General features: G+C 68.9%; 22 protein-coding genes and 1 pseudogene. 11 read left to right on the plus strand and 12 right to left on the minus strand.

The features are described from left to right. Window positions 1–162 precede the first annotated feature (162 nt). A pseudogene (locus tag IPZ69_RS20715) lies at window positions 163–466 on the plus strand (DNA cytosine methyltransferase); the annotation flags it as partial. A gap of 355 nt (window positions 467–821) precedes the next feature. On the opposite strand, the gene IPZ69_RS20720 reads toward IPZ69_RS20715, so the two are convergent. Further along, on the minus strand, window positions 822–1,253 hold the full coding sequence (locus IPZ69_RS20720) for a DoxX family membrane protein (RefSeq protein WP_235455674.1): 432 nt from the start codon (window positions 1,251–1,253) through the stop codon (window positions 822–824). Window positions 1,254–1,337: 84 nt separating this feature from the next. On the opposite strand from IPZ69_RS20720, the gene IPZ69_RS20725 reads away from it, so the two are divergent. Beyond that, a complete protein-coding gene (locus IPZ69_RS20725) occupies window positions 1,338–2,015 on the plus strand; it encodes a helix-turn-helix transcriptional regulator (RefSeq protein WP_374293578.1) in 678 nt (225 codons plus the stop codon). Window positions 2,016–2,261: 246 nt separating this feature from the next. On the opposite strand, the gene IPZ69_RS20730 is transcribed toward IPZ69_RS20725, so the two are convergent. Further along, on the minus strand, window positions 2,262–2,474 hold the full coding sequence (locus tag IPZ69_RS20730; protein WP_235455676.1) for a hypothetical protein: 213 nt from the start codon (window positions 2,472–2,474) through the stop codon (window positions 2,262–2,264). 283 nt (window positions 2,475–2,757) lie between these two features. Here IPZ69_RS20730 and IPZ69_RS20735 point away from each other — a divergent pair, with 283 nt between their 5' ends. Next, the gene (locus IPZ69_RS20735) at window positions 2,758–2,961 is read left to right on the plus strand and encodes a cold-shock protein (protein WP_235455677.1); all 204 of its coding nucleotides are present in this window, start codon (window positions 2,758–2,760) and stop codon (window positions 2,959–2,961) included. A 1,128-nt stretch (window positions 2,962–4,089) separates the two neighbouring features. Here IPZ69_RS20735 and IPZ69_RS20745 read toward each other — a convergent pair. The 3 genes from IPZ69_RS20745 to IPZ69_RS20755 are packed head-to-tail and all read right to left on the minus strand — an operon-like array spanning window position 4,090 to window position 6,619. Next, the gene (locus IPZ69_RS20745; RefSeq protein ID WP_235455678.1) at window positions 4,090–4,971 is read right to left on the minus strand and encodes an acyl-ACP thioesterase domain-containing protein; all 882 of its coding nucleotides are present in this window, start codon (window positions 4,969–4,971) and stop codon (window positions 4,090–4,092) included. 21 nt (window positions 4,972–4,992) lie between these two features. Continuing rightward, on the minus strand, window positions 4,993–5,460 hold the full coding sequence (locus IPZ69_RS20750; protein WP_235455679.1) for a cytochrome P450: 468 nt from the start codon (window positions 5,458–5,460) through the stop codon (window positions 4,993–4,995). 25 nt (window positions 5,461–5,485) lie between these two features. Next, entirely contained in the window at window positions 5,486–6,619 is a 1,134-nt protein-coding gene (locus IPZ69_RS20755; RefSeq protein WP_235455680.1) for an FAD-dependent oxidoreductase, read from the minus strand. Between the two features lie 247 nt (window positions 6,620–6,866). On the opposite strand from IPZ69_RS20755, the gene IPZ69_RS20760 reads away from it, so the two are divergent. Continuing rightward, a complete protein-coding gene (locus IPZ69_RS20760; RefSeq protein ID WP_235455765.1) occupies window positions 6,867–7,460 on the plus strand; it encodes a TetR/AcrR family transcriptional regulator C-terminal domain-containing protein in 594 nt (197 codons plus the stop codon). 1,040 nt (window positions 7,461–8,500) lie between these two features. Here the strand turns inward: IPZ69_RS20760 and IPZ69_RS20765 are convergent. Further along, a complete protein-coding gene (locus IPZ69_RS20765; protein ID WP_235455682.1) occupies window positions 8,501–9,097 on the minus strand; it encodes an NADPH-dependent F420 reductase in 597 nt (198 codons plus the stop codon). 41 nt (window positions 9,098–9,138) lie between these two features. Further along, entirely contained in the window at window positions 9,139–9,957 is an 819-nt protein-coding gene (locus IPZ69_RS20770) for a 3'(2'),5'-bisphosphate nucleotidase CysQ (RefSeq protein ID WP_235455685.1), read from the minus strand. A gap of 138 nt (window positions 9,958–10,095) precedes the next feature. Between IPZ69_RS20770 and IPZ69_RS20775 the strand changes: the two genes are divergently transcribed. Beyond that, window positions 10,096–11,004 carry a LysR family transcriptional regulator gene (locus IPZ69_RS20775; protein ID WP_235455686.1) on the plus strand — a complete coding sequence of 303 codons (909 nt, stop codon included), beginning with the start codon at window positions 10,096–10,098 and terminating at the stop codon, window positions 11,002–11,004. Between the two features lie 272 nt (window positions 11,005–11,276). Here IPZ69_RS20775 and IPZ69_RS20780 read toward each other — a convergent pair whose 3' ends face one another. Together IPZ69_RS20780 and IPZ69_RS20785 are read right to left on the minus strand one after the other, a co-directional pair. Continuing rightward, window positions 11,277–11,678, minus strand: coding sequence for a nuclear transport factor 2 family protein (locus IPZ69_RS20780; protein ID WP_235455687.1), 402 nt, complete (start codon window positions 11,676–11,678; stop codon window positions 11,277–11,279). Continuing rightward, window positions 11,675–12,673, minus strand: a complete 999-nt coding sequence (locus IPZ69_RS20785; protein ID WP_235455688.1) for an NADP-dependent oxidoreductase — start codon at window positions 12,671–12,673, stop codon at window positions 11,675–11,677. The genes IPZ69_RS20780 and IPZ69_RS20785 overlap by 4 nt, the downstream gene beginning before the upstream one ends. Before the next feature lie 122 nt (window positions 12,674–12,795). Here IPZ69_RS20785 and IPZ69_RS20790 point away from each other — a divergent pair, with 122 nt between their 5' ends. After that, window positions 12,796–13,671: a LysR family transcriptional regulator gene (locus IPZ69_RS20790; RefSeq protein WP_235455689.1), complete on the plus strand. Its 876-nt coding sequence runs from the start codon at window positions 12,796–12,798 to the stop codon at window positions 13,669–13,671. A 466-nt stretch (window positions 13,672–14,137) separates the two neighbouring features. Here IPZ69_RS20790 and IPZ69_RS20795 read toward each other — a convergent pair whose 3' ends face one another. Next, window positions 14,138–14,278: a hypothetical protein gene (locus IPZ69_RS20795; protein WP_235455690.1), complete on the minus strand. Its 141-nt coding sequence runs from the start codon at window positions 14,276–14,278 to the stop codon at window positions 14,138–14,140. 426 nt (window positions 14,279–14,704) lie between these two features. Here IPZ69_RS20795 and IPZ69_RS20800 point away from each other — a divergent pair, with 426 nt between their 5' ends. Together IPZ69_RS20800 and IPZ69_RS20805 are read left to right on the plus strand one after the other, a co-directional pair. After that, window positions 14,705–15,037: a hypothetical protein gene (locus IPZ69_RS20800; RefSeq protein ID WP_235455691.1), complete on the plus strand. Its 333-nt coding sequence runs from the start codon at window positions 14,705–14,707 to the stop codon at window positions 15,035–15,037. Between the two features lie 47 nt (window positions 15,038–15,084). Continuing rightward, window positions 15,085–15,453 carry a DUF6234 family protein gene (locus tag IPZ69_RS20805; RefSeq protein ID WP_235455692.1) on the plus strand — a complete coding sequence of 123 codons (369 nt, stop codon included), beginning with the start codon at window positions 15,085–15,087 and terminating at the stop codon, window positions 15,451–15,453. Between the two features lie 130 nt (window positions 15,454–15,583). Here IPZ69_RS20805 and IPZ69_RS20810 read toward each other — a convergent pair whose 3' ends face one another. Continuing rightward, entirely contained in the window at window positions 15,584–16,252 is a 669-nt protein-coding gene (locus IPZ69_RS20810; RefSeq protein ID WP_235455693.1) for a response regulator transcription factor, read from the minus strand. After that, complete coding sequence (locus IPZ69_RS20815) at window positions 16,249–17,451, minus strand: sensor histidine kinase (RefSeq protein WP_235455695.1); 1,203 nt, start codon at window positions 17,449–17,451, stop codon at window positions 16,249–16,251. Before IPZ69_RS20815 ends, IPZ69_RS20810 begins: the two co-directional genes overlap by 4 nt. A gap of 144 nt (window positions 17,452–17,595) precedes the next feature. Between IPZ69_RS20815 and IPZ69_RS20820 the strand changes: the two genes are divergently transcribed. From IPZ69_RS20820 to IPZ69_RS20830, 3 genes are read left to right on the plus strand one after another with little or no spacing between them, the layout of a single operon-like run. Beyond that, complete coding sequence (locus IPZ69_RS20820; protein WP_235455696.1) at window positions 17,596–18,531, plus strand: ATP-binding cassette domain-containing protein; 936 nt, start codon at window positions 17,596–17,598, stop codon at window positions 18,529–18,531. Beyond that, a complete protein-coding gene (locus IPZ69_RS20825) occupies window positions 18,531–20,057 on the plus strand; it encodes an ABC transporter permease subunit (RefSeq protein WP_235455697.1) in 1,527 nt (508 codons plus the stop codon). The genes IPZ69_RS20820 and IPZ69_RS20825 overlap by 1 nt, the downstream gene beginning before the upstream one ends. Next, complete coding sequence (locus tag IPZ69_RS20830; protein WP_235455698.1) at window positions 20,054–20,845, plus strand: ABC transporter permease; 792 nt, start codon at window positions 20,054–20,056, stop codon at window positions 20,843–20,845. Before IPZ69_RS20825 ends, IPZ69_RS20830 begins: the two co-directional genes overlap by 4 nt. Window positions 20,846–20,878: the final 33 nt, after the last annotated feature.

Below are 20,878 nucleotides of genomic sequence, written 5' to 3' on the forward strand. Positions count from 1 at the left end.
ACCCAGGCCCCGATCGACCACGTCACTGCCGCGTCGCCCGCCGACAGCAACTGGACGCCCGAACCGCTGCGGAGCAACCGGAGAACGGGGTGGTCAACGGCTGCTCTTTCTGGGCCTGCCGTGGCGAAGCCGAGCCGGTACAGGAAATTCCGAGCCAGCCTCGTGCGGCGGACCATCCCCGATCTGTTCGCGGACCCCGGCGGCTGGAGCCACGCCCTCACCGTCCCCGGGGCCCGGGACATCGGCCTGGAGCGGGACAGCTTCGCCTGCAGAACCCGGGCTCGAGTCGGTCGGTCGACGATCGAACCCGATGTCGCCCGCTACCCCGTATGGATCTCCTCCGGTCGGATTCTCGAGCTGATCGCCTCCCCGCCGCCAGGCGTGGTCGACGGCGGGCAAGCGACTTGGCCTGGTCGACCAGCCGCTCGTCCACCAGGCAGTCTCCGATCTCGCCGCCGGCCGTGAGGAGGCCCGCCGGTGTACTACGCCGAGCAGGCCCTGCTCGGCGCCTCAGGTGGGTGGTCGGCTCATCGACGAATGTCGATGCCGCCCTCGCCCGGTTCCGCGCCGAGGGCCGCGAGATCAAGGATGAGGACGTGGCCCGGCCGTCCCCGCTCAAGCACAGGAAAACCTGAACGTCCTGGACCGCTACAGCTTCACCGCCTTCGCACCGGCCGACGGAATCCTGCGCCCGCTGCGCGATCCCGGGACCGCACTGTCTGGATCGCAGCTGGTGGCCCGAGCCAGGCGTCCCGGCTCACCGGGCACCGCCGCCCGGCCTTGGAGCAGGGCGGCGGGCGGGTGGCGGAGTCGGTGAGTATTCACGATGGCTGATGCTTGCCCTGGTAGCGCTCGGCGAGCCTGGCGAGGGCGACTGCGCCGAGGAGCAGTCCGAAGTCTCGCAGCGCGATGTCGTAGTAGCCCGGGATGGTCAGCAGGTTGACGATGATGCCGGCGAGCCATCCGGCCACCAGCCAGCCTCCGAAGCGCGGCGCAAGGGCGACGGCGATGCCTGCCACGATCTCGATCACACCGACGGCATACATCGCGGCCTGGGCGCTGCCCGGGACGAGGTTGTTGATCCAGGGCGCGAGGTAGGCCGGCCAGTCCACGAGCAGGTTGGTGAACTTGTCCAGGCCGAACAGCACCGGGGCCACGGCGAATCCGGTGCGCAGGATCAGGAAGGCCTGGTAGCCCGGGTCTGCGAGCACAGCCCGCCGGGTGCGGGCGGACGTGATGGATGCGGACGACATGACACCCTCCTTCTATAGATAACTTTCATTAACGATAGAAGCACCCCGCTCGTTCTTTAGTCAATGGCCATGGGTTTTACACTGGTGTTCGTGGACCAGCCGAAGGAAGCACAAGACGCCGCCGTCTCCGCCGTCGCTGCTCTCGACGAGCCGACGCGCAAAAGGTTGTACGAGCATGTCGTGCGCCAGCCGGGCCCGGTCAGCCGCGACGAAGCGGCAGCGGCTCTCGGCCTGGCGCGGCAGACTGCGGCGTTCCATCTGGACCGACTGGCCGACGAATCCCTGCTCGACGTCGTCTATGAGCGGCGCAGCGGGCGCGCAGGACCAGGCGCGGGCAGGCCGGCCAAGCTCTACCGACGTTCGGCGACGCAGGTGTACGTCAGCCTGCCGGAGCGGCACTACGAGATCGCCGGCGGACTGCTCGCCCAGGCCGTGGAGGAATCCGAGGCAACCGGTGAACCGGCGCGGACCGTGCTGCACCGCAAGGCCCAGGAGCTGGGAGATCGTTTGGGCAAGCAGGACGGTCCCGGTGTCGTCGACCTGCTGGAGCGGTACGGGTTCGAGCCGCGGCGCGAGGGCGACGCCATCGTTCTTGTCAACTGTCCGTTCCACACGCTCGCTCGTGAGCACACCGAGACGGTGTGCGGCATGAACCTCCACCTGCTGCGCGGTGTCCTTGAGGGCATGGGCGAGACCAGACTCGAAGCATGCCTGGCGCCCGACCCCGGCCGCTGCTGCGTCCGGCTGGAGCCGACCGCCTGACCAGGCAAGAGGGACGTCCCACAGCCGGGCAGGACCTGCGGATGGGTGTTCCTCCTGGACCGTGCGGCCGCCCGCCGGGGTCGATGTCCTGGTGACCGCCGGCTCGCCGCTGGGCAAACCGGTCTGCCCAACTGGGCAAGCCCGCTTGCCGGCGGAACCGGGGCCCCTGGCCGGCGGACCCCAGTCCACAAGCGACAGCACTGGGCCGAACAGGTGATGACGGCCGCCGGCGCCACGGCGGGACGCTCAGTCCTCCCACACCTCCGGACCGCCTCCGTGCCACTCGATCAGCGGCGAGTTCGCCACGTCCACCACGTCCAACCCCTCCAGGCCCGCACGCTCCAGGAACACCGCCAGATCATGCAGTCCGAACGCGGTGCCCAACGTCTCGCTGTCGACCTGGACACGCCGGCCACCACCCCCAACGGGCGGGAACACGATCACACGACGCTCAGCCATAACCTCAGCCTCGCCCAGCCCCAGGCGAAGTGCATTTGGGAGACCGCTCCAGCCACGACCGGGCGCCGCCCCACAAATCACGTTGCCTCCGTGATTCTCTGTGGCCGACCGGCACCAGTCGGTGTAACGTCGTGATCAGCAGTCGTGGTTCCGAAGTCCCGTTCGCCCGTGATCGCCATCACGGGCGTTTTTGCTGTTCAACGCCTCTCCGGACCAGGGCGATCACCTCCGGATCCCGCACGGTGCGGGACCCGATACAAGTCCCCTCGAAGGAGACAGACACATGGCCAAGGGCACTGTGAAGTGGTTCAACGCGGAAAAGGGCTTCGGCTTCATCGAGCAGGAAGGCGGCGGCCCCGACGTCTTCGCCCACTACTCGAACATCGCCACCCAGGGCTTCCGCGAGCTCCAGGAAGGCCAGAAGGTCGAGTTCGACATCACGCAGGGCCAGAAGGGCCCGCAGGCGGAGAACATCCGCCCCGTGTAATCACCGGACACGAAGAAGCCCCAGCCATGCACCCACCGGCTGGGGCTTCATCCGTCCTACCCACCCCCGACGGCGGGAGGCTTCCGACGCTCCACTGTGACCGTCACGGTGATTCCGCCGACGCCCGCGCTGGCCTGGTGGGGACCGCAGGCGGTGGCGCTCTTGCCGACCCACAGCCGCACAGGGACACCGACGGACTAACTTCCGCCGGCCCGCGGGCTGGCGACGTCCGGCCCCTCCAAGAGCATCCCGTCCACGACCTGTTGCGCCAAAACCCGCGCATCGACCGCTGCGGCAGGAGCAGCGGCCGACCAGAACGTCTCGAACGGCAGCTCGCCCTCAACCGCCGGCAGCGGCCGCCCCGGCCACACTTCCCTCCTCCAGCAGCGCGTCGAGCGCGGCGAGCAGATTCAAATCCAATTGCATGTGAGACCCCGACGCCGTATGCGATCGCCGTCCGGAAGCAGGTGCACGAGCTGCTGCACCAGGTCCAGGAGGTGCTGGCACCGAGTGAACTCGATCTGGTACAGGACGATGCCGTCATTTGGCATCGACATCGGCACCTCTGCTGATCACCAACTGCCTCCGGAACCAGTCGGCCAACGCTGTTCCTGGAGATCGACGAAGTCACGCACGAGTTCACCGCTCGGGGCCGCCAGTCCGGCCAAATGAGAGCCGGCGCTGGAGTCCATCAGGTCGTCGACGGCATTGGCGATGGCGCCCTCGGCAACGTGTTCGCGATCCAGCGGATCACCGCGGAGATAACGTTCGTCAGCTCACCACCGACAACCGCACCTTGGAGAAACGCCTGAAGGCCGCTCGCTCCAACCTGCGCTTCCAAGACCACCGCGTCGCCGGCCTGGAGGCCAAACTCGTCGATCCGACCGCGATCACTAGACCTCGACGCTCCACTTTGTCCGAACCTGCGGCCTGGCCACCGGACCCGGCGGCCAGGCCGTATCGGCGAACGACCGGTTCGCGGCACGAGAGTGCGTTCGGCGGTCGCGTGCTCAGCGGCATGACAGGGCGTTTCTGATCGGCTGGCCGACGACGATCTCTCTTGCCTGCGGCTTGATCGACTTGTGTTCTGGAACGGTGAGCGCGTACCGGTCATCAGCGACGGCGAATTCACGAGCTGATCCATTGGCGGGACCGGGCGAGTGCGGTGGCGGAAAGCTTGCCGCGTGGTGCGGCGGCGTCCGCGGTGCCCAGGCACTGTCCACCGTCGAACAGTCCCAGTTCGTAGTGCACGGTGTGCTCGTCGTGTCCGCTGACGGCGATCCCGATGTCGTAGGAGCGAGGGTGAAGGACTTCGCCGAGGTAGGTCACGCGGTAGCGCCAAGGGAGGTACCGGGGGAGCTTCCTGGCAGCGTCGTCTCCCAGCAGACGGTGTGCATAAGACGCGATCGCCTCGTCGTACCAGCCCAGTTGGGCGATGTAGTTGACGTGCCGGTTGAGGTCGACGTCCCCGACGCGGCTGTGGACGGTGGCAGCGGCTGGGTAGTACTGCCGCTCGCGGCGACGCGGGTCGGGTTTCGACGCGACTGCTGCACTGGTTTGAGGCAGTTGCAGCTCCTCAAGGTCGGCGCGCAGTTCGTCCGGCAAGGTGATCGGCCCGGACTTGTCGGCGAGGACGATGGTGGCCTCAGCCGTGGCGACGAGGTGCCCGTCGACGAACATGCCTTGACCGTAAGTGTACGAGGACCGTCCGATCGCGCGGATACCGGTGCCGATCCGGACGGTCGCGCCGACTTTGCCGAACGCCGTCTGCCGTTCAACATGCTGGCCGACAAACAGGATCTGGTACGGGTTGAACCCGCCGTCAGCCGTGAGCTTGTCGAAGCGCGAGAAGCGCAGGCCAACCCGGGGATGCTCGAACAGACGCGACAACGCCACCGTGCTTGTCGTGCCGTCCGGTGCGAGGTCGCCGAACCGTTGCACCACCTGCTGGTGGTCAGGAAAGTCGTCCTCGGCCAGTAGCACGGCGTTGGACCGCTCGTCGATGGTCAACGGTTGTTCCTTCCAGGATGGTCACCAGGTTATGGACAGGGATCGCAGACCGTAGATCAGTGCACGGTGCTTGAAGGCGGGTCTGGCGGCGGGGTCGGCGAGGCGCAACCCGGGGAACCGCTGCAGCAATGCCGCAAGCGCCAGCTGTAGTTCGAGGCGAGCCAAAGTCGCGCCGAGGCAGTGGTGGATGCCATGGCCGAAGGCAACATGCGGACAGCGGCCACGGGTGACGTCGAGGTCGTCTCCGTCATCCAGCAGCGCCGGATCGCGGTTCGCCGCGGGCAACGAGGTAACCACGTGTTCGCCACGCCGGACCAGGTGCCCGCCGATGGTGGTGTCCTCGACAGCTACCCGGACGAAGCCGGCGTGCAGGACCGAGGTGAAGCGCGGCAACTCCTCCACCGCGTCTTCGACCGCTCTCGGATCGTCGCGCACCAGCGCGAGCTGGTCGGGGTGGCGCAGCAACGCGAGCGTTCCGAGTGAGATCACGTTCGCAGTGGTCTCGTGGCGGGGCTCACTCGGTCGGTTCCTGGCCGGTGAGCAGGTCGAGCAGGCTGGCGGGGGCGTTGTCGCCGAAGATCAGCTGGTGGTTCTTGTCGGATTCGGCGGCGAACTGGGCACTGCGGGGAAAAAGGGCCTGCTCGTACTCTGCCAGGGCGGCTTCGATGTCGTCGGGATGTGCGGCGATGGCTTTGCCGAGTTCGGCGCCGTCGAACATGGCGAGGTTGGCGCCCTCCCCGGCGAACGGTGACATGAGGTGGGCGGCGTCGCCCAGCAGCGTCACTCCGGGAACGCGGTCCCAGCGGTGGCCGATCGGCAGGGCGCTGATCGGGCGCGGGGCGAGGGCGGTTTCCCCGTCAGTGATGAGTGCGGTGAGTTCAGGCGCCCATCCGGCGAATTCTGCCGCGACCTGGGCCGCCGCCGTTTCGGGACTGGCGAGGACGGCGGCGATCCAGTCCTGCGGTTTATTGAGCGCGACGTAGGTGTGCAGAACGGCGTCGGCCTCTCGGTGGCCAAGGATCCCCTTGCCGGCCGTGACGGCGAACAGGGAACCGTCGCCTGCGGCCTTGGCCGCTGCGGGGTGGCGCTGGTCGGCGTCGTACAGGTAGGTCTCGATGAACGACGTGCCGACGTACTCGGGCTTCGCGTCGGAGAGCAGCGGCCGGACCCTCGACCAGGCGCCGTCCGCGCCCACGAGGAGGCCGGTCGTCACGGTCGGCCCGTCGGCGAACCTCAGCTCGTGCCTTCCGTCTCCGAGAGGGCGGACACTGGTGACTTTGTGTCCCCACTGGATCATCTCGCCGGGCAGCGAGTTGAGCAGGATCCGACGCAGGTCTCCGCGGAGCACCTCGGGGCGCCCGCCCGTGCCGTCGTCGGGCTGGTCGAGCAGGACCGCGCCGTGCTGGTCGAGCACACGCACGGCCTCGCCGCCTTCGTGGATGATCGCGCGGAACTCGTCGGTGAGGCCGGCCGCTTCGAGGGCGAGCTGCCCGTTGTACTCGTGGATGTCGAGCTGGCCGCCCTGCGTGCGGGCGTCCGCCGATGTCTCGGCTTCGTAGATGGTCGCGGGGATGCCGTGCAGGTGCAGGACCCGGGCGAGGGTCAGGCCGCCGAGCCCGGCGCCGATGATCGTGACGGGAGTGGTCATGGTGGTTTCCCTTTCGGCTGGACACGCTCTACTCGGATACAGTGTTCGCAGTAATGGCGCTTACGATAGCACTACTGCGAACAGTGAGCGCAGTAGCGAGGAGGGAAACCCGATGGACGACGCTCACACGGTGGTCTGGAACCGGCCGGAGCGGGCCGCGAAAGGCCCCGCACCCTCACGCACCCGGGCGGAGATCACCGCCGCCGCCATCGCGATCGCCGACGCCGAGGGCATCGAGGCACTGTCCATGCGGCGCGTCGCCAAGGAACTGGGAACGGGCACGGCCTCGCTCTACCGCTACCTGGCTTCCAAAGACGACCTGCTCGACCTCATGCTCGACGCCGTAGTGGCCGAAGACGGCGGGCTGCCTGCCCCTACCGGCGACTGGCGCGGCGACTTGCGGACACTGGCCCATCGCTCCCGGGCCACCATCCACCGGCATCCCTGGATGGCCTCCATCGCGGCAGGGCGCCCATCCCTTGGGCCGAACTCCCTCGATGCCACCGAACACGCACTCGCCGCCCTCGATCCCCTCGGCTTCGACATCGACGTCATGATCACCGTCGTCGACACACTGCATGCCTTCGTCCGCGGCTACGCCATCGGCGAGCTCGCCCAACAGGAAGCCGTCCGGCGCTCCGGAGTCGGCATCCAGCAATGGATGGACGCCCACGCGCCCTACCTTGACAAAGTCGTCAAGGCCGGGCGCCATCCACTCCTCGCCCGGGTCATTCGTGATGCCGAACTTCCCCACGCGGCCGACGGCGCCGAGCGCGGTTTCCAACTGGGACTCGAACGACTCCTCGACGGATGGGAGGCCAACCTCCCCATCCGGCCCTGACGATTCGACAGCGCCCACTGGGGGTTCATCGGGGAACTCTGCAGCCCGACGTCGGCCTCCGCACGCGCCGGATCCCCGACGCAGCACGATTCCCAGAAACACCCTCTGCCCGGACAAGATCAAGAACGTGACCCCGGACTGGCAGGTGATGGTGCCAGGATGGTCGACTTGCCGCCACCGGTGCCTGCGGAGATCAGGACATGCGGGGAGTCGGCGTCCAGGTCGACGGAGACCGCCTTGCCGCCGGATCCGACGCCGATGACGGGTGCGGACTCCTTGGCCTCGGCCATCATCTCCCGGGTCTTTAGGGTCCTTCAGCAGGGCCTTCGCCGGGGGCTTGCGGGTCTTCTTCACCATCACGTATCTCTCGCGGCCGGCCACGTGCCAGGAGAACGTCACGCCCTCCAGTGCGAGCTTCTGCGTGGTGAGGCCGGCGATCAGGTCCTTGGAGAAGTCCAGGTGCCCCGGCACGTCGACGCGTATCTCTGCGGCGTCCTCGGAGAAGTTCTTCGAGATGTGGAGGTAGCGGCGCGGGTCGGTCTGCTCCGGCAGCCTGAGCGCCAGCGCGAGCGCCTCATGCAGCGGGAAGACCCACTCACGCAGCTCCCGGCGCTTGCGGGTCAGCAGCCCGTACGTGACACCGCCGACGGTCAACGCGGAGGCCGCGCCGATGCCGCCGGTCTCCAGCGCGGCGAGGGCCTGGTCCCGGTTCTCCCACAGATCCTGGGCCATCTGCCAGCTGGTGTCCGGGTGCCTGCCGACCAGCTGGGCGCCCTCCCCCGCCGCTGCGAGCCAGGTCATCCAGAAGGCCAGGCGCTGCCACCCGGCCAGGTAGGAGGAACACCTCATGCGGCCTTCGACTTTCGGCAGGATGCGGGTACCCGAGCGCCAGAACGTCGCGTCGGTCCGCTTCACCCGTCCATGGGGCGCCCGGCCAGGAACCGGCCGATACCGAACGCGAGGGATTCGGCGGTCTCTTCCACCTGCTTGTCGAACTTCGTCTGCGCCATGCCGTGCCCCGGCGGTGCGCTGGGTGCGGGTCAGCGGGCGATCGAGATCGCGAAGGGTGCGAAGCCGCTGGACCGGATCACGTGTGGTACGAACAGTATTGCGGCTTCCGTGGCGCGGGCGGTCTGGATCCCGCCGAGATCGGTGATCCACTCCTTGCGCCAGCCGAGGTCGGTGAGCAGTTCACTAACGGTCTGTTTGGCCTGCGGGTCGTCGCCGGAGAGGAACGCGGTTGGTGTCTGGGTGAGCGTGGCCGGCGCGGTCATCACGGGGAAGAGCATGGTGTTGAGTGTCTTGACGACGCTGGTTTCGGGGAGCGCTTCCTGGAGTTGCTCGGCGAGGCTTGAGCCGGGGTAGATCAGGTCGGCGGGCAGTCCGTCCGGTCCGTCGACGGTGGCGTTGGAGACATCGACGAGGATCTTGTCGCGCAGTTCCTCGCGCAGGGCGGCGAGGCGGTCCAGCGAGCCGGCTCCCGGGGTGGCGTTGATGACGATCTGGGCTGCCCGGGCGGCGTCGGCGGCGGCGCCCGGCGTGCGGTCCGCCACGGTCACCTCGTATCCGGCCCGGGTGAGGGCGGTGGCCAGGTTGCCGCCGACGCGGCCGTTTCCGAGTACAGCGATCGTGGTCATGATGAGCTGGTCCTTCCGTGCGTGCGGGTTGTGGTGCGCGGTCAGTGGGAGAGCGTGGCGACGGCCTCGGCGTGGATGCCGGGCGCGGCGGCCAGGAAGCTCTCGCTCTGCGGGGTCCACGGGTTGCCTTCGGCGTCGGAGATCTGTCCGCCGGCCTCGGTGACGAGCAGCGCGCCGGGGAGCAGGTCCGCGCGGGCACCGGCGAACTGCCAGAAGGCGTCGATCCGGCCCGCGGCCACGTTCACCAGGTGCAGGGTGGCGGGCACGGCGGTGCGGACGACGAGCGCGTCGAGGAGCATCGCGGTGATCGAGGAGCCGACACGTCGCACGACCTTCTCGTTCTCGTCCGGCCGGGCCTGGCTGGTGGCCACGATGCTCAGGCCGAGGTCCGCAGTGGGGGAAACGTGCAGCGGCCGGCCGTCGACGTGGGCGCCCGCGCCGGTGAGCGCGGTGTAGGTCTCGCCGGTCAACGGCAGGTGGACCGCGGTGAGTACCGGCTGGTTGTCCCGCACGAGGGTGGCGGTCACTGCCCACTCCGGCAGGGCGTGCAGGTGGTTGACGTTGCCTTCGGCCGGATCCACGACCCACCATTCGCCGGGCGGCAGCGCCCCGCCGTCCAGCTCGTCCTCCACCCAGCCGGCGTCCGGGCGCAGACTCGTGAGGCGGGGGCGCAGGATGTCGAGGGCCGTGTCGTCGTTGGCGGCCAGCGCGCGCATCAGCTCATCGCGGGTCCGGTAGCGGACCACCTCGCCGAAGCGCTCGCGCAGCGCCGAACCGGCCGCGCGGACGGCGATCGCGGTCTGGGCGAGCAGGTCGGCGTCGGAGGCGGCGACGTCAGTGGTCTGAAGCGTTTCGGACATGGTGGTACTCCCGTGTGAGGAGGGGTGATTGAGGCGGGTCGGGCCAAGCTGTGCGTTCCGTCCTGCGCTCTCGTCTCGAAGGTATCCAGCCCTTTGATTAACTTCAAATGCATGTTAAGCACGGCTAGGATTACTCACATGCAATTGGATTTGAACCTGCTCGCCGCGCTCGACGCGCTGCTTGAGGAGGGAAGCGTGGCCGGGGCGGCCGCGCGCCTGCACGTCACCGCCCCCGCGATGAGCCGGAGTCTGGGCCGAATCCGGCGCACGACCGGGGATCAGATCCTGGTGCGCACCGGCCGCACGATGACCCCGACGCCGTATGCGACCGCCGTCCGGGAACAGGTGCACGAGCTGCTGCACCAGGTCCAGGGGGTGCTGGCACCGAGCCGTGAACTCGATCTGGCAACGTTGGAGCGCACTTTCACACTCCGCTGGCATGATTCCCTGATCGCCCTGAGCGGCCCCGCACTGCTCTCGGCCGTGCGCGGACAGGCGCCCGGCGTGCGATTGCGCTTCGTCGCGGAATCGAGCATCGACACCCCCGAGTTGCGGCGCGGCGAGGTCGACCTGGAGGCGAACGCCAACCGGCCGAGCGCACCGGACATCCGTGCCGAGAACGTGGGCGAGACCCGCCTCGTCATCGTCGTGAGGCAGAGGCACCCCCTCACCCGCGTCAGGACCGTCACCGCAGAGCGGTACGCCGCCGCTGAGCACGTCACCGTCTCGCGACGTGGAAACCTCAGCAACGCCCTCGACGACGCCCTCGCACAGCTCGGCCTCACCCGCCGCGTGGTGGCGACCGCGCCCACGGAAGCGGCCGCGCTGGAGTTCGCGCGGGGCTCCGATCTCCTGATCTGCGTCCCCGAAGCCACCACGCGCTCCGCGGTCGCCGACCTCGGCCTGGTCGTGCTCCCCCTCCCGCTCGAACTGCCGTCGGCACCGATATACCTGTCGTGGCATCAGCGCTACGACACCGACCACGCCCACGCCTGGCTGCGCCGGCTGGCGCGAACCGCGCTGGCCATGGGCGGAGCGTCGTCGTAGCCGGCGCCGTCCGGCCGCTTCACCCATACGTCCACGCGAACACCTCGATGCCGCACGGTCGGCCGCTGTGCGGACCCGTATCAGACCACCAGCCCGCGGAGGTAGGCGTACACGACCAACCTGAACGCGGTCGCGAAGCCCGAGTTTGCCGAGCACGCAGGACACGAACGTCTTGGCGGTCTCCTGGCTGCTGACGTTGAAGCAGATCGCCGCCGCGTTCGGCGACGTGCCGAGCGACCGCGCCGCTGCGGGTCAATACACCTAGCCCCGCCCTAAAAGGCGTTGTCCAGCGTCAGGGTGAGCTCGGCGATCCGCCACCCACCGTCGGACCGGCACAGGCCGAACGTGTAGACCCCGGTCGAGATCATCTGGATGCTCTCGCCGGTGTTCCTCGTCTGCACCAGATAGGCCCGCACCTCAGCGGTGGCGGCGTCCGTCGTCGTGACCACGACATTGCCCAGGTGGTGCCGCACCCTTCCGGTCTGGGCCGTGTGCCCGGCACGGATAAAGTCGAGCACCGCCGCGCGTCCGGCGACCGGGCCGAGCACTCCCTGTCCGGGCATCGTGAAGGTCCAGGTGGTGTCTTGGGTCAGGACCGCTTCCAGCTCGGGCACATCCAGCTCGTCCAGGGCGTGGGCGTAGTTCGCCACCGCCTGCTGGAGTTCGGCGATCACGAGACCACCGTCAGCACGATCTTGCCTTGGAGGTGGCCCTGCGCGGCTCGCGTGTGCGCGCTGCCCGCCTCGGGCAGCGGGTAGGTGCTGTCCACCCCGACCTGGAGCTTGCCCTCGTCGAACAGGCGCCCGATCTCGGCGAGCTGGGGGCCGTTGGAACGCACCTGAATGTTCGAGACTGAGATGCCCAGACTCGCCGTCTCTTCCGGGTCGTACTGGGCGAAGAACACCGGAAGCATGGTGCCGCCACGCCTGAGCACGGTCAGGAAGCGTGAGCTGTCCGGGCCACCGACGGTGTCGATCACCAGGTCGACACCGCTGACCACGTCCGCGGCCTGCGTCCTGGTGTAGTCGATGAACTCATCGGCGCCGAGCTTGCGCAAAAACTGCTCGTGCCGGCCCGAGGCCACCGCGATGACGTGTGCCCCCTTCCATTTCGCCAGCTGCACCGCGAAGTGGCCCACTCCACCGGCGGCCCCGTTGACCAGCACGGTCATCCCTGGCGTGATCGGCACCGGCTGGTGCACCTGGCCGGTGAAAACAGACGGCACGTCGTGGCCGAGATCAACCAGGTACTGCCAGGCCGTAAGCACGGCCATCGGCGCCCCAGCCGCCTGCACGTGGTCGATACCGGCCGGCTTGTGAGCCAGGTCCGAAGCCGGCGCGGCCACGTACTCGGCGTACGTCCGGCCGTCGAATCCGGGGAACCGCAGCATGCCGAAGACCTCGTCACCGACGGCGAACCCCAGCACGTCCGGAGCGACTGCCTGGACCACGCCCGACATGTCCGTTCCGGGGATCAGGGGGAACTCCAGCGCCGGCCTCATCTCGGCCGGCATGACCTTCATCCCCTCACGCAGGTACCAGTCCGGCGGGTTGATGCCCGCCGCGTGCACCCGGACGAGCACCTCGCCCGGGCCGATCTCGGGAACCGGCACCTCGTCATACTGCAGAACTTCCGGCCCGCCCGCTTCGTGGAACTGGATCGCCTTCATCGCGCCTGTCGCTTTCTTGGGGAAACGTTGCTCCTTCAGTCAAGGCCCAGGACGGCATGGCCGTCCAAGACCGGTTCGGCAACCTGGTCATTCCGAAACGGCATGACGCCTACGCTGGAAGGGTGAACGATCTCGGACAGGACCTGGAACTGCGGCTGGTGCGCTACTTCACCGTGGTGGCGACGCACCAGCACTTCGGCCGAGCCGCCGCCGACTTGCACGTGGCCCAGCCGGCGCTGAGCCGCCAGATCCAACGGCTCGAGAAATATCTCGACACACGACTGCTGGACCGCACACCCCAGGGCACCCGGCTCACTCCAGCCGGCCAGAGGTTCCTCCCCCGGGCCCAAGCCCTGCTGCAGGCCGCCCGCCAGGCCGAGCTGGCCGTGCGTGAACAGACCCAGACCGAACGAATCGCCATCGGCTACGTCGAAGACCTGGTGATTACTGCCGCCGTACGGGAACTGCGCCGCCGTTACCCGGACGCCGAGATCGCCACCCGGCATCTGAGCTGCCGCGACGTCAGGGCGCTGTCCGACAAGCGCGTCGACGCCCTGATCGCGCGGGCCCCACTGCCGCTCGCCGCCGACGACGTGTTCACCACGCCGCTGTACGAGGAGCCCCGGATGCTCGTGGTCCCGCGCGGCCATCCCTTGGCCGACCGCACGTCGGTGACCGCGGAAGAACTGGCCGGCGAGAAGGCGGCGCCGTGCGCGTTCGAGACCGCGGACTGGACTTCCTACCGGATCCTCGGGGCCGACGTGCCGCCGATCGAGAGCTACGAGGACAAGCTCGAACTCGTCGCGAGCGGCAGGGCGATCGCCGTGCTACCGGTCGGCGATCGGCGTAGCTCACTGCGTCCCGACCTCGTCACCGTCCCGATCGAGGGCGCTCCCCCGAGCCAGGTCGTCCTGGTCAGCCGCAAGGGCGACCCGAATCCAATGATCAGGAATCTCCGGCTGGCGGCCAAGGCCGTCCTGACCGCCCCGGCAGCCTGACCGGGACCCGCTTGGCACTGAAGTGCCCCAAGCGGTGCTCACGCGCGCTGTGTTCGTCGCGCATCTGCCGGCATCGCTCGGGGTTAGGTTGTGCCGGCTCAGCGTCCAGCCCTGTGGAACGGCGATCAAGCACGCCGTCTCGACCAGGAACCGTTGCCGTATCGCGTGAGGGTGCAGGGAAGCAACGCCGTTGAACAACGGCCGCCGTGCCGGGCACCCGGGCACGGCCCCGTGGGGCGAGCCGCATGACCTCGCGACCCTGCCCAAGGGCAACTGGATCCCCAGCACCCCAGGGAGCGTCGCGACGACGTCGGCGTGCCAACCACCAGACCGAGGTCCGCCGACCGAACCGACGGAATTCCTGGCGGAGCTGACCGGTGACTACCTCAGGGTCGCCGCACACCTCATTACGGTCACTGACACCCGGATGACCGTCGGGCAAGCAGATGACCGGAACTCCAGCAACTCAGGGAATCAGGAAGCCGACCAACAAGGCGAGGGGCAAGGCAATCAAGGGAACTGACATGAGCCAGCCCATGCCCGAGGACGTTCTCGAACCAACAAGGATGCAGAAGGGTGCCATGAGCAGCACATAGAAGAAGAACACCGCCAAGACAATGACGCCTGCCCCCGACCCCACAGTTCCTCCCCGCGGTACCCGCCGCAATACCGGCGGGAACTTCTGCGCGGCCTCCCGCGCGTTCAATTATTTGAACACGTTCAAATCTGTTCTGTCCAGAGTGCCGGTACAGCCGGACGGCCCCTACAGCCCTCGACGCAGGGCTCAGGTACCGCACGAATCGCGCAGCGCTCTTCGGACCTGTCCGTGCGGGCAACTTGGACGCCTGCCGCCGCTGACCCCATCGGGTGGCGGTGACGCTTCCGAACGGCCACCCGAGTGCATCCTTCGCGGCCGTGGCCTGTCACCTCTCGACGCGTCAACCTCGGACGACGCCATCCTCGGCATCCGGTGTCGCACGGGGCGGGGAGAGACATGAAGCGGACTACAACTGCGTTACTTGCTACAGCAGGTATGGCCACCACGCTGACGGCATGCGGTACGGACGACAGTTCCTCGGAATCGGAGAACGCGTCCAAGGTGGTGACAGGCGGACCCGCGCACGTCATCCCGTCACCGGACGCCGACCAGGAGGAGTTGTTGCTGAGTGACCTGAAGGCTCTGTCCCCGGAACTCGTCACCGACAAGGACGCGGCCGTCGGCAACGCCCGGCGTATCTGCCTGGCCATCAAGGACGGCCGGACCGAGGACAAGGTTCGGGCGGCCACGGCCCAGCGTTTCCTCGCGACGGACGAACAGGCCGCCCGCATCGTGGAGTCGATCAGGTCGACATTCCGCGGCGGCTGAGTACGGGTACTCATGTGCCCCGGAGAATACGGTGCTGCGATGCTCCGGTGACCGAGAGAACCCCCGGCGGCTGTGCCGCCGCAGCCCTGGCCACCGCCGAACTGGCGGCCCTCGCGGTGATCTTCCTGTCCTGGTGGGGCGACACCTACTTCAACTGGGACCCGCAGTACGTCGGCCCGCGCGTCGGCCCCTACGTCCAGAAGATGGGTATGGTGGCCGCGCTCGCCGCGGTGACGGCGCTCGCAGCCGTGGTACGCCGTACCTGGCGCATGGCCTGGGCCCAGGCCCTGATCGTGGCCCTCGCCCTCGCCGCAATGGCAGGAACCCACGTACTGGGCACAAGCGCGCACTCGAAGCAGCAGCGGCAGGCATGCAACGCGGGCCTGGCCGCGTCGTACTGCACGAACACACGGTGACGCGCGTGACCAGGCTGCATATGCACTCACATATCGTTCCGACCGCATTTCGGACTTGGACGCAGGCGGCCGTAGAACTCGAACGGCCGCCTTCCAGGCGGCCGAAAGGGCTCCGTGCCCTCGATATCAATCACTCTCTCGGGCCAGCGATCCGGTAGCCGACCGTGGGCGTCGTGGTGATCACCGGTGGGCTGCCGAGCTTGCGTCGTAGTCGGCCGATGGTCACTGTGACGGTGTTCGTGAACGGGTCGGCGTTCTCGTCCCACACCTGTTCCAGCAGCGTCTCCGCGCTGAGAGGGGCCGGGCTGGCCCGCAAGAGGGCCTCCAGGACCTCGAACTCCTTGACCGAGAGGTCGAGGTGGTGTCCGTCGCGGGTGGCCGTGCGGTGCACGGGGTCGAGTTCGATGCCCGCGGCGCGGAGGATGCGGGCGCGGGCGTACGGGCGGCGACGGGTCAGGGCCCGCAGGCGGAGCACGAGTTCGGGGAAGTGGAAGGGCTTGACCAGGTAGTCGTCGGCACCCAGGCTCAGGCCGGCGACGCGGTCGGCCGGCGCGTCTGCGGCGGTCAGCATCAGCACCATGGGTCGGTCGTCCCGGTCGGTGACCATCTGGCAGAGCATGTCGCCGTGGATGCCCGGCAGGTCCCGGTCCAGGACGACCGCGTCGTACACGCCGACGTCCAGCTTGGCCGCGGCCTCCAGGCCGTCGTAGGCGACATCCACTGCCATGCCCTGGTCCCGCAGGCCCTCGACCAGGACGTCGGCGAGCGACTTGGCGTCTTCCACTACGAGCACCCTCATGCCACGGTCTCCGCCTCGGACGCGCGGAAGAGGGTGACCGTGGCCCGCAGTCCGCCCTCGGCACGGGCCTGCAGGTCGAGGGCGCCACCGTGTGCGTCGGCGACCGCCGCGACGATGGCCAGGCCGAGGCCCGACCCCGCGCCGATGCCACCGCCGGTCCGCTCGGCGCCGAGCCGACGGAACGGACGGACAAAATGGGAAACTTGATCCTGTGTCAGCACAGGACCTCCGTTCTCCACCACCAGCCGCACATCCGTGCCCTCGGCGCTGGTAGTGACGCAGATCCAGCCGCCGGGCTGATTGTGCACTATCGCGTTGTCAACGAGGTTCTCCACCATCCTGCGCAACAGGGTCCGGCTGCCGCGCGCCCACACGCCCGATCCGTCACCTGCACAGTCAGCATCCACGACGAGTCCCTTCGCGGAGGCCAGGGAGGCACGCTGGGCGAGCGCAGCCGTGGCGAGCAAATCCAGCGGGACGGCCTCCACGTCCGGCAGCTGCACTCCGTGCTGCGCACGGGCCAGTGCCAGGAAGCCGTCCAGCAGCCGGTCGACCTGGTCCAGCTCGGTCCTGACGCGGCGCGCGAGGGTACGCGTCTGCTCGGGGACCGGGTCCGGTTTGGCGAGCGCGACGTCCACCGAGGCCCGCATGGTGGCCAAGGGGGTGCGCAGTTCGTGCGAGGCGTCGGCAACGAACCGCCGCTGCGCGGCGAACGCCTGCTCAAGGCGCTCCAGCAGCGCGTCGATCGTTTCGCCGAGGTCCCTGAGTTCGTCGTGCGGACCCGGGACGGCGAGTCGTTCGTGCAGGCTGTCGGCGGAGATGCGACGAGTCGCCACGGTCATCGCGCGAAGCGGCCGCAGTACGCGTCCGGCGGCGTACCAGCCCATCGCGACCGACAGCAGTCCCATCACCACCAACCCCGCCGCCGAACCGAGCAGCAGCTGGTCCACCTGCCGGCTGTGGGCCTGGGCGAGTTGGTGCTCCAGACTGGCGATCCTCGCCTGAGCAGCGGACGAGAGCGTGCCTGGCTGGTTGCCCGGCGCTTGGGCCGCCCGGTAGGTACCGCCGGCCACCAGCCCGACGACCGCCAGCATCGCGATGGCCGAGGCAAGGAACAGTTCGGCGTACAGGGTCGTGAAACGCCAGCGGACGCTACGACGGTGCACCGCCCGTATGGGAGGCCCCAGTTCCGCTGCCATCGGTCCCCTTCTCTCTTACTGCCCGCTCAGGCTAGGCGAACCGGCCTAACAGCGGTATGACAGCACCCGTTCCGCCCGCGTTACGGCTCCGAGCGCAGCGTGGTGGGCCCCAGGACATGACGAGCGAGGGGCGGAGCAGCAAGGATGAAGGACGATCCCAGGATCGAGGTTGAGGGCCTGCGTAAACGCTTCGGGGCGACGCAGGCGCTCAATGGCATGACATTCACCGTCCGGCCGGGACGGGTGACCGGATTCGTGGGCCCGAACGGCGCCGGCAAGTCCACCACCATGCGGGTGGTGCTGGGCCTGGACGCTCCCGACCAGGGGCGCGCGCTGGTCGGGGGACAGCCGTATCGGACTTTGGGCAGCCCACTGCGCCATCTGGGTTCGCTGCTGGATGCAGGCGCCCTGCAACCCAGCCGCAGCGCCCGCAACCACCTGCTGTGGCTGGCCCACTCGCAGGGCCTCCCGGCCAGCCGAGCGGACCGGGTGCTGGAGCAGGTCGGACTGGCTGAGGCGGCGCGGCGCCGTGCCGGCGGCTTCTCGCTGGGCATGCGACAGCGGCTGGGCATCGCGGCGGCGCTCCTCGGCGATCCGCCCGCGCTGATGCTGGACGAACCGTTCAACGGCCTGGACCCCGAAGGGATCCTGTGGATCCGCAGCCTGCTGTCCTCGCTGGCGGCGCACGGCCGGACGGTACTGGTGTCCAGCCATCTGATGAGCGAGCTGCAGGATGTCGCGGGTCACCTCATCGTCGTCGGACGCGGCCGTGTGGTCGCCGACACGGGCGTGCCAGAGTTGCTCGCGACGCTCTCCGCGAACCGCGTCACGCTGCGCACTTCCGCACCCGTCGCGGCGACAGAGGCACTGGCACGCGCCGGCGCGATCGTCCACGCCAAGGGGGCGGACACAGTCAGCGTCAGCGGGCTGACAGGCGAGGCCATCGTGACCGTGCTGAACGCGGGCGGGGTGCCGTTCGCGGAACTGGCCACGCACCGCGCAACCTTGGAGGAGGCGTACCTGGAGCTCACCCGGGACGCCGTGCAGTACCGCGGCGACGGCGGCGAGGAGACCGCGTGATGAGGGGGCTTCGAGTTCTGCATGCGGAGTGGACCAAGTTCCGCACCATACGAGGCTGGGTCCTCGGCGCAGTCGGCGCAATCCTGGCGTCCGTCCTGTTCCTGCTGGCCGGGACGGCGTCGACAAACCAGTCGTCGACCCAGCACACGCAAGACGCCGCCACGTTGCCTGTCGGCCCCGGCGGCGAAGCGGTCAACGACAGCTTCTACTTCATGCACGAGGCCCTGACCGGCGACGGCAGCATCACCGTCACCGTGACCGCGCTTACCGGCGTGCTGGCCCAGGAACCAGGGCACACCTCGCCCGGGATCACTCCGTGGGCCAAGTCCGGAATCCTCGTCAAGCAGAGCCTCGAACAGGGCTCGCAGTACGCCGCGATGATGGTCACCGGCGCTCACGGCGTGCGGATGCAGGACGACTTCACCCACGACCGGGCCGGCCTGCCCGGCCGCCCCTCCGCCGCCTCGCCACGCTGGCTGCGCCTGGTCCGCGCCGGGTCGACGGTCACCGGATACGACTCGGCAGACGGCGTGCACTGGACCGAGATCGGCAGCGCACGCCTGGCCGGTCTGCCCGCCACCGTGCAGGTGGGCCTCTTCACCTCCTCCCCCGCAGCCGTGCAGACGAGCGGCTCCCGCGGCGGTACGAGCCCTGCTGTGGCCACCGGAACCTTCGGCCACGCGGCACTCGGTGGTCCCTGGGCCCGTGGCAGCCGACCGGACCGCTGGCAGGGCGTTCAGGTGGGCGGCGACGCCGGCACATCCGGCAGCTACGCGGAGAACACCTCAGGCGCCCACACGCAGACCGGCAGCGGCTTCTCTGTCACGGGTGCCGGGGACATCGCCCCCGTGGTCGGCGGTCCCACGCTCGGCCCCGCCTACGCGATCGAGAACTTCCTGGTCGGCACGTTCGCCGCACTGATCGTCCTGACGGTCGTGGCCGTACAGTTCGTCACCACCGAATACCGCCGCGGCCTGATCGGCACCACACTCGCCGCGGCACCAGGACGCGAGCGGGTGCTGGCCGCCAAAACCGCCGTCGTCGTGACAGTCGCCTTCGCGGTCGGCGTGGTCGTCGCCGCCATCAGCATCCCGCTCGGACGCCAACGCGCACACGCCACCCACTTCTTGGTGTTCACCGTGCCACGCGCGGTGGAACTGCGCGCGACCCTCGGCACCGGGCTCCTGCTGGCCGCCACCGCCGCTCTCTCACTGGCGCTCGGCGCGGTGCTGCGGCGCAGCGCGACAGCGATCACCGCCGTCGTCGTGACGACCGTACTGCCCTATCTGCTCGCGGTCAGCGGCGTGCTGCCGGCCCCTTTGGCACAGTGGCTGCTTCGCCTCACCCCGGCGGCGGGCTTCGCCGTCCAGCAGACACTGCCGCACTACGCCCACGTACTGACCGTCTACACACCAGCCTCCGGCTACTTTCCCCTCTCGCCCTGGGGCGGCTACGCCGTCCTGAGCGGCTGGACCATGCTCGCTCTGGCGGCCGCGACCCTGCTGCTGCGCCGGAGGGACGGATGAGCGCCATCGGCCTGCGCCAAACGGTCCACGCCGAGTGGACCAAGCTGCGAACCGACACGGGTCACGCATGGCTGCTGCTGGGCCTCGTCTCCGTCACAGCGTCCGTGAGCGCGGCAGTGGCGGCGACCACCCGGTGCCCCGCGAGCGGCTGCGGCCAGGATCCTGTCAGACTCAGCCTCACAGGCGTGTCGCTGGGTCAGACGATCGCCGCGATCGTGGCCGTGCTGATCATCGGCCACGAGTACGGCACCGGCTTGATCCACACCACGCTCACGGCAGTGCCGCGGCGCACCACCGTTCTGGCCGCCAAGGCCGCCGTCGTGAGCGGGACGGTCTTCACCGCGGGGACCGCGGCAGTCCTGGCGTCCGTACTCGCCGGACGCAGCCTGCTGCCAGGCAACGGCTTCACGCCCGCCCACGGCTACGCCGCCCTCTCCCTTACGGACGGGCCGACCCTGCGGGCAGTCTCAGGCTCGGTGATCTACCTGGTCCTGGTCGCTCTGCTCGCCCTCGGCATCGCCACAGCGGTTCGGGACGCGGCGGTGGCGATGGGCGTCGTGCTGGGGTTGCTGTACCTCTTCCCCCTCCTCAGCCACGTGGTCACCGACCCAGGCCTTCGGCGGCACCTCGCGCAGATCGGGCCGATGCCCGCGGGACTGGCCGTCCAGGCCACGACGGACCTGCGCCATCTCCCCATCGGACCGTGGGCGGGCCTCGGCGTGCTGGCCCTGTGGGCGGCAGTCACGCTACTCATCGGCGGCACGGTGCTGCGGCTCCGTGATGCCTGACGAGTGCGTTGGCCTCGGAACGTGGGTAGTTGA

The sequence above is a fragment of the Streptomyces olivochromogenes genome (assembly GCF_021538895.1).
Lineage (GTDB): Bacteria > Actinomycetota > Actinomycetes > Streptomycetales > Streptomycetaceae > Streptomyces > Streptomyces olivochromogenes_A.

Bases quoted from the DNA above. Each gene is read 5' to 3' on its own strand.
- IPZ69_RS20720 (WP_235455674.1), bottom strand. From the start codon at position 1,253: ATGTCGTCCGCATCCATCACGTCCGCCCGCACCCGGCGGGCTGTGCTC.
- IPZ69_RS20730 (WP_235455676.1), bottom strand. From the start codon at position 2,474: ATGGCTGAGCGTCGTGTGATCGTGTTCCCGCCCGTTGGGGGTGGTGGC.
- IPZ69_RS20735 (WP_235455677.1), top strand. From the start codon at position 2,758: ATGGCCAAGGGCACTGTGAAGTGGTTCAACGCGGAAAAGGGCTTCGGC.
- IPZ69_RS20755 (WP_235455680.1), bottom strand. From the start codon at position 6,619: ATGACCACTCCCGTCACGATCATCGGCGCCGGGCTCGGCGGCCTGACC.
- IPZ69_RS20760 (WP_235455765.1), top strand. From the start codon at position 6,867: ATGCGGCGCGTCGCCAAGGAACTGGGAACGGGCACGGCCTCGCTCTAC.
- IPZ69_RS20765 (WP_235455682.1), bottom strand. From the start codon at position 9,097: ATGACCACGATCGCTGTACTCGGAAACGGCCGCGTCGGCGGCAACCTG.
- IPZ69_RS20770 (WP_235455685.1), bottom strand. From the start codon at position 9,957: ATGTCCGAAACGCTTCAGACCACTGACGTCGCCGCCTCCGACGCCGAC.
- IPZ69_RS20775 (WP_235455686.1), top strand. From the start codon at position 10,096: ATGCAATTGGATTTGAACCTGCTCGCCGCGCTCGACGCGCTGCTTGAG.
- IPZ69_RS20785 (WP_235455688.1), bottom strand. From the start codon at position 12,673: ATGAAGGCGATCCAGTTCCACGAAGCGGGCGGGCCGGAAGTTCTGCAG.
- IPZ69_RS20800 (WP_235455691.1), top strand. From the start codon at position 14,705: ATGGCCACCACGCTGACGGCATGCGGTACGGACGACAGTTCCTCGGAA.
- IPZ69_RS20810 (WP_235455693.1), bottom strand. From the start codon at position 16,252: ATGAGGGTGCTCGTAGTGGAAGACGCCAAGTCGCTCGCCGACGTCCTG.
- IPZ69_RS20815 (WP_235455695.1), bottom strand. From the start codon at position 17,451: ATGGCAGCGGAACTGGGGCCTCCCATACGGGCGGTGCACCGTCGTAGC.
- IPZ69_RS20820 (WP_235455696.1), top strand. From the start codon at position 17,596: ATGAAGGACGATCCCAGGATCGAGGTTGAGGGCCTGCGTAAACGCTTC.
- IPZ69_RS20825 (WP_235455697.1), top strand. From the start codon at position 18,531: ATGAGGGGGCTTCGAGTTCTGCATGCGGAGTGGACCAAGTTCCGCACC.
- IPZ69_RS20830 (WP_235455698.1), top strand. From the start codon at position 20,054: ATGAGCGCCATCGGCCTGCGCCAAACGGTCCACGCCGAGTGGACCAAG.